The 12,720-nt window shown below is 37.3% G+C and carries 12 protein-coding genes; all 12 read right to left on the bottom strand.

What is annotated here, in order from left to right; genetic code table 11:
- Window positions 1–58: 58 nt before the first annotated feature.
- Window positions 59–679, bottom strand: coding sequence for a DUF5697 family protein (locus BLS20_RS10095; protein ID WP_090174252.1), 621 nt, complete (start codon window positions 677–679; stop codon window positions 59–61).
- On the bottom strand, window positions 657–3,350 hold the full coding sequence (locus BLS20_RS10100) for a VirB4 family type IV secretion system protein (RefSeq protein ID WP_143010254.1): 2,694 nt from the start codon (window positions 3,348–3,350) through the stop codon (window positions 657–659). The genes BLS20_RS10095 and BLS20_RS10100 overlap by 23 nt, the downstream gene beginning before the upstream one ends.
- Window positions 3,265–3,708, bottom strand: a complete 444-nt coding sequence (locus tag BLS20_RS10105; protein WP_090174254.1) for a hypothetical protein — start codon at window positions 3,706–3,708, stop codon at window positions 3,265–3,267. The genes BLS20_RS10100 and BLS20_RS10105 overlap by 86 nt, the downstream gene beginning before the upstream one ends.
- Window positions 3,709–3,753: 45 nt before the next feature.
- Window positions 3,754–4,734 (bottom strand): hypothetical protein, encoded by a 981-nt coding sequence (locus BLS20_RS10110; protein ID WP_143010255.1) that lies wholly within the window; start codon window positions 4,732–4,734, stop codon window positions 3,754–3,756.
- A 1-nt stretch (window position 4,735) separates the two neighbouring features.
- The gene (locus BLS20_RS10115) at window positions 4,736–7,006 is read right to left on the bottom strand and encodes a phage tail tip lysozyme (RefSeq protein ID WP_090174256.1); all 2,271 of its coding nucleotides are present in this window, start codon (window positions 7,004–7,006) and stop codon (window positions 4,736–4,738) included.
- A 53-nt stretch (window positions 7,007–7,059) separates the two neighbouring features.
- Window positions 7,060–8,781, bottom strand: a complete 1,722-nt coding sequence (locus tag BLS20_RS10120) for a hypothetical protein (RefSeq protein ID WP_090174257.1) — start codon at window positions 8,779–8,781, stop codon at window positions 7,060–7,062.
- 128 nt (window positions 8,782–8,909) lie between these two features.
- Complete coding sequence (locus BLS20_RS10125) at window positions 8,910–9,992, bottom strand: beta clamp domain-containing protein (protein ID WP_090174258.1); 1,083 nt, start codon at window positions 9,990–9,992, stop codon at window positions 8,910–8,912.
- Window positions 9,993–10,074: 82 nt separating this feature from the next.
- The gene (locus BLS20_RS13785; protein ID WP_176762370.1) at window positions 10,075–10,833 is read right to left on the bottom strand and encodes a hypothetical protein; all 759 of its coding nucleotides are present in this window, start codon (window positions 10,831–10,833) and stop codon (window positions 10,075–10,077) included.
- Window positions 10,834–10,851: 18 nt separating this feature from the next.
- Window positions 10,852–11,334 (bottom strand): siphovirus Gp157 family protein, encoded by a 483-nt coding sequence (locus BLS20_RS10135; RefSeq protein WP_090174259.1) that lies wholly within the window; start codon window positions 11,332–11,334, stop codon window positions 10,852–10,854.
- A gap of 116 nt (window positions 11,335–11,450) precedes the next feature.
- Window positions 11,451–11,750 carry a hypothetical protein gene (locus tag BLS20_RS10140; RefSeq protein ID WP_090174260.1) on the bottom strand — a complete coding sequence of 100 codons (300 nt, stop codon included), beginning with the start codon at window positions 11,748–11,750 and terminating at the stop codon, window positions 11,451–11,453.
- Complete coding sequence (gene lepB, locus BLS20_RS10145; RefSeq protein WP_090174261.1) at window positions 11,750–12,382, bottom strand: signal peptidase I; 633 nt, start codon at window positions 12,380–12,382, stop codon at window positions 11,750–11,752. Before lepB ends, BLS20_RS10140 begins: the two co-directional genes overlap by 1 nt.
- A gap of 10 nt (window positions 12,383–12,392) precedes the next feature.
- Complete coding sequence (locus tag BLS20_RS10150) at window positions 12,393–12,719, bottom strand: hypothetical protein (RefSeq protein WP_090174262.1); 327 nt, start codon at window positions 12,717–12,719, stop codon at window positions 12,393–12,395.
- Window position 12,720 lies beyond the last annotated feature (1 nt).

Here is a 12,720-nt window from a genome sequence, read left to right on the forward strand (position 1 = left end):
TTTTACACACCGTAAGTAAGACCCCCCACCTTAATAGGTGGTGGGATAATTGCGTTTCTTATGCCTGAATATATTTTGTTGCTCCACCGCTTTCCACAAGTACATAGGAATCAACTCCAATCACTTCAAAGCGTTTCATCTTTTCAATCTGACTTTCTTCGTCAATAACAATAATTCGATGTAAATTTTCTCTGTCTTCTTCTGTTAAATACCGCTCCATATTATGAAGAACGCTAAGGTCTGTCTCTTTCGTCTTTGGAACATATAAAATTTCAATAAACTCTCCGTTCACCGATAACGCTGCACAGAAAAGGTTGCTGTAATTTAAGCCATCATAAGTAAGAAAATCCACATGATTTGCTTTTGCTTTAAAATCAAGATAAATCCAAAAGGCTTTATAATGTCCATCTAATTCATGGAACTTCTCTTTCAACTCCTCACACGACACGATAATGTCCTGATTTTCCTCGCCACCTTCGACTGCGTAAAACAGCCGTTCATCAAAGACAAATTCTTTAACTTCCTTTTTGACTGTCGAAATGTCCTCTTCTACACATTCTGCAAGCTGTCTAATGTGCATAATCTTATTTTTCTGTACCATTGTTAAGATTTTTCGACCAAATTCATACTTCTTAGCCGCACCATCGCTAATTGTTTTAATTTCCTGTTGCATTGCCATATTCTTTCTCCTTTGCCAATTGTTCTAATTGTTTTCTGTCTGTTGTAATAAGGTCATTTTCTTTCGGACTTCCTAAGAAGTGGATAGGAACATTGTTTCCATTTGTTGCCAAAAGTCCGTGTCCTCGTTCAAATTTAATAATCTTTTTGTATTCTTCATCTGATAAATCAAGAAGCTCCTGCACCGCTTTCGCATCTCGATTTTCAAGTTTTAATAAAATTTTTGTTTTGGAGTTGTTAATAATACCCTCACCAAACGCACCGCCATCAAGTGAGAAGAAGTCGGTAAGATTTTGCGTTGCACAAATAGCACTACCGCCATAGCCACGAATAATTTTGAAAATTTCAAGCGTATATTCTGCCGCTTTTTTATTCGACTTCGCTCCGATAAGTTCCCATGCCTCGTCCAAAATAATAGCCTTTTTCTTTGTTCTATCTTCCTTTGAAATCCCCCGTACCGCATCAAGTGCGACAAACATTCCAATAGTAAGCATCTTTCCTGTTAATTTTGAAATATCAATAACAGTGTAAAGATTATTTAAGTCTACATTTGTCTGTCCGTTAAAACTCTTTGCTGAACCGTTTACAAGTTTCTTTAAAATCATAGCAAGACGGTAAGTCCTATCGTCTTTTAAAAGTTCTTCGTACACATCACTTAAAATCGGCATCTCTTTCATTGAGCCGTCTTCCTTATAAAGTGAGGTATTGTCCATTGTAATTCCTTTTCTTTCATACGCTCTTAAAATAGCTTCGTCTAAAAGTTCTTCTTCAAGACCGTCCATATCAGGAATTAAAAGGGAAAAGAAAGTTTCAATTGTGCCATTAATCTTGTCTGACAAAAGAGACGATTCATAGTAATCTCCATCAAGAGCTTTTGAGGCGGTATCATTTGGCTTTCGGATGTCAAGCACGTTAATACAATGTTCTGACGCAGGAGAAATCTGCGCAAACTCCCCGCCGATTGCTTGACACGCTCTTGCAAATTCGTGTCCTTTATCAGGTGCAATAATAAATGTCTGAATACCTTTTTTACGGAATCTTTGAGCCAAAAGCTGTAACAAATACGTCTTTCCTGCTCCTGACGTACCCAAAATAGAAATATTCGCATTCATGTAATTTTTTGAATCAAAAATATCTGTCGCACAAATGGAATTATTCATCTCGTTAATACCGAGGAAAATTCCATCTTCATCAAACATTTCATAGTTGGTAAATGGATAAAAACAAGCAAGGTCAGAGGTTAATACATTTCTCTTTGCTCTTGCAAAAATCTTCTTATCCATCTGTCCGAGTGGAATATAACTTGTAAGTGCTCTTTTTTGTTCATAATCCGTATTTCCACAATCAATCTCAATAGAGCGGAGGTAATCAAGAAATTCTCTTTTCTTCGCTCTAAGTGTACTAAGGTTATTAGATGTAATTGTCAACAAGATTGCAAAATAATACAAATCCTGTCCACCGCCTGAAAGCCCTTGTTTCAAATAATTTCCTGCATCAAGAGTATCAAGGGTATCATCATATGCGGAATTTGATGCACTAATGTCATTCATTTTTGACATATTCCATCTCATGTGCCGTCCAATTCTGTCTAAACTTTTTCTTTTATCTTCCTTTTTCAAAAATAAGTCCACATCAATACCAACACCTGCATTTGTCAGTATCGAAAGCCAGCCTTTTGGCATATAATTTGGAATATGATTCTGTTTTATATAAACAAAAGAATAATAAGTATCGTCTATTCTTGTGTAATCTCGGTGGGTAAGGTCAATCTCACTCGGAGAAATAAACTCCGTAACAGGAATATGGTTTAAAGACTCTTCTCCATAGGTGCATTCATAAAAATAATGCACGTCTTGATACTGCTGTTCAAAATCTACTTCTGCATTTTTTGTTCGGTTTAAAATGTCAAAGTAAATCTTTGCCGTTTCTTGCGTGGTAAGCCCAAGTGTAACCATTTTGTTTCCGCAAGATGCAAGATAAGTTTTAGCTCGATTCGCCGCAATATTAAGTTCGTTTTCAATTTCTTCATCAGAAATCATCTGTCCCATTGCAATCTTTTTTTCCAAAACAATGAAAAATCGTCTTGAAACCGATTCTGTTGCGGACACTTGCGTAATTAAATTTAATTGGTCAATCATCAGCTCTTTGCATTTTTCGTCTTTTTCATTCGCAATCTCTTTACGCATTTTGTCGATATACGAAGAAACGTCTGCTCTTTTTGACAAAGACTTAATTTGAATCCCTGACGGAGCAATCTTTAACCATTTTGCAAAATCTTCTACAACGCTTTCTTGTTCTTCATCACTTTTAAGCAAGAAGTTAATTGGTAAAATTTCTAAAATCTTTACTCTGCGGTTGTCTTCTGTATATACAATTCCTCTTTCAATTTTCTCAATGGGAATTAAATCAACCGCAAGCGTTGTCGGAAGTGGAGATTGAATGAAAATATCATGGTCTTTTTGCGTAACATCAATCTCTATTTCTTGCTCTTTTTGCATTGCCCTTTGTTCTTTAATTGCGGAAATTCGCTCTAAGGGTGTCATATCCGCAATATCATTTGATTTTTCCTCGACTCTCTCAGGGGCTTTAGGAATCTCTTTTCGTCTTTTTGCGATTTCCTTTCTCGCTTCTCTTTCTGTCTTTCTGCTCAATGCTCTTTCGTTTCCTTTCATTTTTTTTGAATTGTTTTATTTTTTGATATTTTTTACGCTGCAATACTTGCTCTCGGTAAATTCTATCTTTTGGTGTTGGGGCTTTAAAAACTCGTCCTGCCTGCTTTGATGAAATCACATCAATGATAAAGGAAGATAAGGATAATCCATTTATTCCGATAAGGGCAAGGACTACAAGTGGAAGTAAAATTAAAATTCCCATATAAATCTTCCCTTGTGCGGGAAGTGGCAATACTTTAAAAATTAAGATTGCCATAAAAATTCCAATGACTCCGCTTTCTATAACATTTCGTACTTTTAAAAAGCCACCAATCGTTCCTTCTTGTGCAAAATTTGATGGAATTATGCAGTTTTTCATAAGTTATTCCCTCCTTTCTATATATAAGTACACAAAGTGCTATTTTTACCTTTTTCCTATCTGATAGCGGATATAGGCATTGTAAATTTTCTTTCTAAGTGCAAATAAAATGGCAAGTCCTACGCACACAATTAAAATGATAATCGGCTTTTTGTAATTGCTTGTAGTCTCCTTTACATCTGCCTCATCTCCTACAACATCTCCGTTGTCATCATAGGCGACCTCACCTTCTTCGTCCGAAAAGTCTTCCTCTTCCAAATACTCTTCAAAAGTAATGCCTGATTTACACTCGTCTAATGTAAGAGAGATGGTTCTATCGGTTTCTAACAAATAAGCATTTGTTTTTGCTTTTACATAATCGCTTGGTGGATTTTCGGTATACAGCTTAATTGCATCATTGCTTTTCGTTCTTGTTGCATAAAAATCACTTTCGTCATAATAAACCTCAATCGGGTTTAAATCAGCGTCATAGGCTTTTACATCTGTAATATGATATTTTCCTGCATTTATATTAATGCTAAGTGGATAAGACGAAAGCTCCCGAATGTAATAATAAGGAATCAAATAGTTATCCTCTGCGGAATAATAAGTGTCAGATTTTCCTTCAAGTTCAATTTGAAGGGTGCTCACATTACTACTTCCCTCTATCGTGATAGGGATATTTACGGACTGCAATGTGATTTGATGAGAACTTCCATCAAATGAAACTTTTGCCACCTTTCCGTCCTCTATCACAAAATCGTCCATTTCAAATTTGTAATTTATAAGCTGAGTATCGCCTTGCCAAACACCGCCAAAAGAATAACTTCCTTCGGGCAGGCAAAAAGATTCACTCCTGCCGTCTTTTAAATTGGCTTCAACTTCCTCGATTTCGGCGGTTGTTTCATTTACAAGATATAAAGAAACGGTCTGTCCACCTAAAATACTGTCTACGTCATAAGTGATTTCAATATTTGTTTCATCTGCATATACGGGCATGGCAACAAAAACTGTTGCCAAAAGCCCTAAAATTACTGCTTTTTTCAATTTATTTACCCCATTTCTCATAAAATTTTTTCGCCCATGCTACTCTACCTGACAGGTTTTGATAATATTTACCTTTGTAATAATCCGCTGACGAGCCTGAGTTTTTTGTCGGTCTTTCAAATACCGCACAAAATTCTTGTGCCGCTTTTGTGGCATTTGTTGTCTTTTTTAAATACTTCACAAGAGAAGGGTAATTTTTCTTCATTTCATATTCCATGAAATGAACTTGACCTTCCAGAGATTTGTAATCATAACCCTTTTTCTTACAGTATTTTTTTAAGTTAGACATTCGGACTCCACCCCATTGGCAAAGACCAAAATGAGTACTTTCAGAACCCGACGTAGCATTAAGTGTAGTAGTTTCTGCATAAAGATTTCCTAAAACACCACACGCTCCCGCACTTGACAAGCCAAGCCCGTTTTTGGAAGTAAGAATTTCATACAATTCTTTATATTGACTTTTCCCGCTTTTCAAAGAAGAATAATCTCCGCTTTGATATGGTCTAGCAACGAGATAGGCACTATCTGTGGTAAGGTCAAGCTCGCCTACTTGAATACCAAGACTTGGGCTTTTCGCTTCTATAATTTTCCCATCACCGATATACATAGCAACGTGACCGATTTTTACTCCAAGCTCGCTAACCATTCTATCTGCTCCCGCTCCCGCTCTTTCATAAAAAATCAAATCTCCAACGCTTAGTGAACTTGCTTTTAGTTTTTTACACGCTGACCGTCCTTTTGCAATAATTGTGCCGTTTTTAAGACAATACTCAGCTTGCGTAGATGCCACCATTGCACTACTGCCACTCATTAACGCATCAAGACCTGCGGCAGCATAGGCTCTTGCACAAAGAGAAGAACAGTCTACATATCCTTTACTCATTCTTTTGCTATTTGAGTATTGCCAATTGTTTTTATAAGCCTTTAAAGCCCATGCCGCCGCATCTTCTCCTGTTGCTGAACCAACTCCTCCATCTCCTGATATAAGAGAAGAAGATGAACTTGTAAGAGAAATATTGGCTTTACTCAAAATGCTCTCTATCTTATCCCAATTTAAAGCATCTTTTATTTTACTTCTCAAATAGAAAAATCCTGCTTTAATGCCGTTTCCTAGTGTTCCGAAAATAGAGCCATCTTCAATAGAATCAACTAAGTCTTCTAACGCCCCCATTGTGTCTTCATCTAGCACATAAGCGTATTCGGCTTCGTCTTCATTTGAAGTTAATGTAGTATCCGCTAAATTTAAGGTATATTTTAAGCAATAATCCGCTTCTTCATTTGTAGCAGTAACCGTTTCATATCTTAATTCCCATGAAGAACTTCCTTGTAGCAAAATAGTGTATTCTGAATCAATTTGGTCTACATATATTTTCGTATCTTTTGTAATGGCTTCGTCTTCTGATACATCTCCAAACAGTTCTAAGTCACTACCCGTACCGACGTATGCATAATACGGGCGTTTAATCGTCTCCGTCGATGTTTTAGAAGAATTTTTCTTCTTTGTAAGTTTTCTTGAATAATCCGCAATAGAATTGCTTTCATAATACTCATCAAGCACGGCAATTAGTGAATCAACATCACCATCTGCAATACTTGCATACTGACTACTCGTACATTCAGATAACACAATTGGGGAAAAATAAGTAGAGGCTAAGTAATGCTCATCTTCTTGTTTTTCCCAAAGAGTATCTATTTCAGTATCGTCTATTTTAAATCCTGAAATGTTTTTCGTTGTCGTACCGCCTGTATCATTGGTTTCTTCAATTGTGTAAATCCCATATTCTTCATAAATCTCCTGCATATAATCATTATATTCAGAGGAAATATCCCCATAAACACTGCTTAAAAAGCCTACGTTTTTGTAAGATTCTTCATCTCCGAGGTACGCATCTGACACGAGTCCTCCTGCCCTTTGATAATGCCCGACGGCGTCTTTCATTTCGCTTAAATTTTCTTCATTATCTAAAATTGTATCAATATACGTGATGACCTTTTCTTCTGTTGCGGAATCTAGTTCATTTTGAAAATCTGTTGCACTATCAAAACCTAGTTCGTACATTACGACATTGATTCCCATTGCGACAAATATCACGATTAAAATGGCAACGATAACGGCTAAAATTACCCATCCTACAGGGTTAGAAAGCAAAGCGACTCCCCCTACCTTCGCTCCTGCTGCTTTGACGGCTTTTTTCATTAAGTGCTTTGCCCCTTTTTTCATCGCTCCCTTTGCAAGGTCTTTTGCCTTGTTGTCGTTTTTTTGTTCTGACACTTTACCACCTCCAAAAAAAACAAGGGGAAGAAAAATTTCCTCCCCCCTCTTTGTTATTTCATATCCTTTGAATTGTATTTTGAGTTCGGAGGATATGCATATCCTGATTCATTAAATTTCATATCTTTTGCACTATAAGTTCCGCCATATCCATCTGAATATCTTGCGTTTCTTACTTCTTTGCCTGCCTTTTTAAAACAATAATTTGTAGTCGATTCTGTTCCGTCTACATTTGATGTAGTCATGGACTGAACATATTCACCTTCTTGAGCCTGATAATCAGCTCCGACTTTTGTTGCTTCAAAGAGTTCAGGGTAACCATTCGCATCTTCTCCAACAAAAGCCATTACCTCTTGTCCATCATCATTTAATGTTGTTCCAATAGGAGATAGTCCTGTAACTCCATTTAGTGGACTTCCTTTTTTCTGTCCTCCAACTTGTGCCGCATTTGCAAGATTTCGCATATTTTCAGCCATTTGCGATTTGTTTTTGCTTGGGTGAGCGTTTACGCCAACGCCGTTTTTCGCATTTGCATTTGCATCTTTAAGCATATTGGCTTTTTCCATCTTGCCCATTTGCGTTTCTGTGCCTTTTCCATCATTTTTAAGGCTCTTTCCTGCAAATTTTTCGCCTCGACCTTCAGGTTTTCCACTTTTCAATTTTGAAATACCCGTTTTTATTGCTTCTTTTCCTGCTTTCATCGCTTTTCCTGTTAATTTTGCTCCTTGCACCGCTCTTCCAATATAGCCATTTTGTCCTTCTACGCTCTTTCCTGTCAGTTTCTTAACGCCTGATGCCATCATAGAAAGTCCTGCTCCAACACCAATGCCATTATCAAGTCTGTTTACGGTATTTGTCAGACCAATTTTTGATAAAAATTCGTCTATTTCTTTTCCGCCCTCATAAATTGCACACGCAATAAATACTTTAACGGCATAAGATATATACGGATTATCCGTCGTTTCAAACACCATTGCGTTTCCAAGTGCAATCAAGAATATCTTGACGTATATAGTAGTTAAAAATAGCGAAAATGCTCCTGACAAAATAGCTCGTAAGTACTGTTTTGTTATATCCTTTGTTCTAACAGATGCAAAAGCACTCATGGCGATTGGTGAAAACCATACGAGAGCATGATATTGCACATATCGAACCGCATATGCATAAAACAATTTAAACATTCTAATTGCCATAACAAGGAAAATTGCTATCATGATAATCGACACTGCCACTCCCGAAATTGCTAGTGTAATACCATTTGCAAGTTCTGACCATGTTGTTGTAATATCATCTGATTTGGAGAGGTCCACGATACTAAATGACTCCGATGCATTTCCACTTCCTGTACCTAATCCTGTTGTGCTCACTGTGGAGAAGAGTTTATCTGATATTGCCGTTAATAAATCATCTCCAAAATTTGTGACATATTCTAGAATGTCTTGAATTAAGAAAATTAATGCAAATCCAATGCCTGCCCTCACCAAAAGTTCAAACGGTTTATCTACTTCATTGTCGTTTTTCGAGAACATACTGATGTATAAATGATAGCCTAAACTTGCTGTAATTAGAGCAACTCCAAGCGGTTTAAAAACATCATCGAGCAATAAAGTATATATATCCATCTCATCTCCTGATGTACTATATGCGGATAGAGCATTTATAAACGCCTCGTTATCAAATCCGAGTTGACTGTCCATGATGTCAAAAAAGAAACCAAAAAGCTCTACTAGCGTTTGCAAAAGCCATGTAACTAACTTACCCATTAGCCAGCCCATATTTTTATCCTCCTTCTTTTTTTTATTTTTTTGGCGTATTTGCCTTTCTATATATAAGTACACCAATGTATTTTTCGGGGAATAAAAAAAAGACCTATCAGCAAAAATACTGACAGGTCTTGAAAAAATTACTTGGTGTTAATTGGGAGTACTAGGTACTCTCCTTTTACATCTCCCCCTGTTACCGTTTCAAAATTGGCAACAAAAGAATTTTTGTAATACTCAGAAAGACGAAGTATTACATCGCCGCCTTCCTGCAAAGCAAGAACATTTTTCAGTGTCCTTGCAAGATACTCTGCGGAATATGCGACCTTTGGTACTTCTTTATCTCCCTTTCTTGTCGAGATATTAACATTTAAGTCAATCTCAGACAATTGAGAATCGGAAGAAACCTTTAACATCTTGTCTTTTTCAGACAAAATAACCATCTTTCCGTCAAAGTTCATGACGGACTGAACGGCTTCTAAAAGCTCCTCTCCATCAATGGAAAGACGGATATTCGCCTTATCCACAAGGGAGTCCATTGACGAAATGACGTTTTTAAGTGCCTTTGCCTCAATGTCCTGCTTTGCACAACTTGCCATAACATTTTCGCAAGTGACGCAAAGTACTCCCTCTTTTGTCCTAGAGAGCACCGCTTCTCCAATTCCATTAAGGGAAGTGAGCAGTTGTGCAAAAGCTACAGGGAATGTAAGAACATCACAGTCTTTTAATTCCTCGTTTTTCATTTGCACTCGACTCATTCTCTTCCCGTCTGTCGAAATAGCCTTTAATAAGCCATCTTTAACAGACACGAATACTCCGCTTGTCAAAGCAGTAGAGGATACCGAACCTTCCTCTGTCGTATCAACTGCCCCTTTTAGGACAGTCTGTAATGCCTCAAAAGGCATTTTTGCGACTTCCTCACCTACTGCTCTTTTCGGCACGGGCTTGTCTGTCAAGTTTAACTTAGTCGTACCTAAGTCGCCTTTTACAGATACGCCTGTTTTGGTAAGCGAGAAAGACTTTACATTCCTCATCTTTGCGACTGCTCCCATCGCCTTTGCAGGGAGAAAAGTTTCACCCTTGCCCTTCATATCGAACGGGCAAATAGCTTCAAGATATAACGCTCCGTTTGATGCGTATATCTTATTGGAAGTAAAATCAACACCTACATTTGGAGTGATTTTATTGGAAGTTGCTAAGGAAATGATTTTATTTACGTTCTTCATGAGAACTCCTTTCTGCCCCTTTTGGGCTAAAAAATATTTGCTTACAAAAAGAGAGAACGCTTTCACGTTCCCCCTTTAACTACTATTTAGACGGCTGAGATTTCAGATAGGTATAAATCTTAGCCCCGTTCTGTGCATCAATGGATTCAAGTGAACCCGAATACTTGATGCTTTCTAAAGTCAGCCCCGTGCGGTCAAGTTCTGCTTTGATGCAAAGATGCATCTTGCGAACCGCTTCGGGGAGAACCTGCTCGCCTGTCTTTTTGGAAACTTCTGCTTTTGGTTTTTCAGCTTTTGTTTCCTTTTTTTGCTCAGGCTCTGCTTTTGCCTTTGTGGAAGGTGTTCCGAATGTATAGACAATCTTCTTTGTCTTCTCATTTCGGATGGAAAGAGCAGTAATCTTGCCCTTTACTACCTTCATATCTGCTACGCTAAACTGCGTGTAGCACTTTCCATTTGAAACTCCCGCATCTTTTGCGGAAATCCAAATGAACGGAGCCGAGTAAAGTTCCCTACCGATACCCCAATTGGAGCAGGCTCTCTTAAATGAGTCGCTTGCTTCTCCTTTAGTGGCTTCGGTATTAGACTCCACTCCAACATCAGACTTATACACGAAGTCCGATGACTCGTCTAAGCGAACGCCGACCTTGCAAAAGAGGTGTCCATCAATTAACTCGTGAGAGCGTGTCCAATTAAGCGGACCGACAACCTCATCAAGAAGTAACATATCTACTCTTGCGTTCTTGTAAAGCAACAGCATAACGCCATTGTCTTTTACCATTGCGACTCTCGTTTCTACTTCGTCCGCTTTTAACGGACGGAATTTTAATTCTCTTGCCATTTTTGCGAATCCTCCTTATTATTTAATCTGCGGATTGAGGTTTGTCTCTAAGACTGCCCCATCCACGTCTTTTCCTTCTTTCAATGCCTTTTTTACCTCTGTCTTATCAACAGAAAAAGACATTTTCAGGAATTCTGAAGGAATCTTCTCCTCATCCACAATCTTTACAGACTGCGACTTGCGGTAACTAAGTGTTACCTTGTCGGAAGAAAATTTTTCTCCGTCAAGCAGATTTGTGACGTATCTTGTCATCGAATCTGCTTTATTGCACAGTGCCTTCTCTCGCTGTGCATAAATCTTTTTCTGCTCACCAACCGCTTTTGCCTCGGCAAGCAAGTTTTTGATGTAAAGAAGGCAATTTTCTACCTTCTCATCTTTTACAAGGTCGAGTTCATCTAATCTCGACAATGCATTTTCGTCTAGGATTTCGCCTGTTTCAGCATCGAAACACTTACTCAGCGTTTCTTCAATCTCCTTGACGATAGTGAATAATGAAGCCATAACATCACTCCTTCCATTTTTAAGGCTTCTATTTTTTATCAATTTATAAGTACATAAAAAAAGAAGGCATTTACTTTGCCTTCTTTTGAAATGGATTCATCTTTTGACGCATCTTATTAGTTTAATTTTATCTTGACTTTGCCATTTTCATATTTTTTTTCGTTGAAAGGGCTATCGGCGTTTGCCTTCTTCTTCCAAATGATGCAAGTGATTAAAATTGGGAGCGTAATTGCTAGATTTGCCGTAAATGAAAGAGGGGCAAACTCAAAATTCGTGACAAGTTTATACACAAAAACCATTATGCAAGCTGCCATCATTGCATAGGTAATACTAAGGGCAAAAAGAGCGGTTTTAGAAAACTTATCTTTTTGAAAAACATAAAGCAAAGCGAAAATACAAAAAACATAAAAAACCATTACATCACCACCTTCTTTGTAATATATGCAGTCTTTAGAGTGCCTACACTTCGACTATCAACAGAATTTTCCCGATTATCTCCCATTAAAAAGACTTCTCCATCTTCTATGGTAACTTCATCAAAATCAGAGGTCGTGCCAACAATATAGTCTTCCTCTATTGCCTTGCCATTTACATAAACAACTCCATCTTCGCAATAAATCGTATCACCTTCCAAAGCAATGACTCTTTTTATAACTCTTGATGATTTAAAATCATTATTTACATCTTGATAAACCACAATATCTCCATAGGAAAGAGAGGTGTATGCCGTAGTTAAAACAATTTGGTTATCCTCAAAAGTTGGTGACATTGAAATTCCTGAAACCTTGCCAACAAACACAAAATGAATTGCCATAGCAATAATACTCAAAATAAGAAGAACGTGGATAAATATATCTAATTGCTTTTTCATCTTTATTGGCATTTCACTACCGTTATATTCAGATTCTTTTATAAATTGTTTCTCTTTTTGGAACTTTTCTTTTATTTTTAAGGTAACTTTATCTTCGCTTTCCTCATTAAATAAAATTCTGTTTGCATCTTTTCTAAAAATTGTCACATGGTTATAAAGCCACTTCTTTAACTTCATAATTTTCTCCTTACTCGCCAAAGGCGTCAAGTGATGCTAAAATGTCTTCTGCAAAATCTTCTTCTGCAAAGTCCTCTTCTAAATTATTTTCAATCTCTTTTGACTTATCTTCTTTTACTTCTTCCTTTTTTACCTCCTCTTGGGTTTTTACTTCTTCCTTCTTCGTTTTTTCATAAAGGTCGTACAGCTTTTTCTCTCCAACATACTGACTGATTGCTTCTGCAATAATGTAAGCCTTTACTCGACCAACAGAGTTTAAATAGCTTGCGACCGCTTCATGAAGAACATTCCCTTCTGTAAACTGAATTGTAAATTGCGTTTTTCTTTTCTTTGCCATA

Origin of the sequence: Eubacterium oxidoreducens (genome assembly GCF_900104415.1) — a bacterium.
Lineage (GTDB): Bacteria > Bacillota > Clostridia > Lachnospirales > Lachnospiraceae > Eubacterium_C > Eubacterium_C oxidoreducens.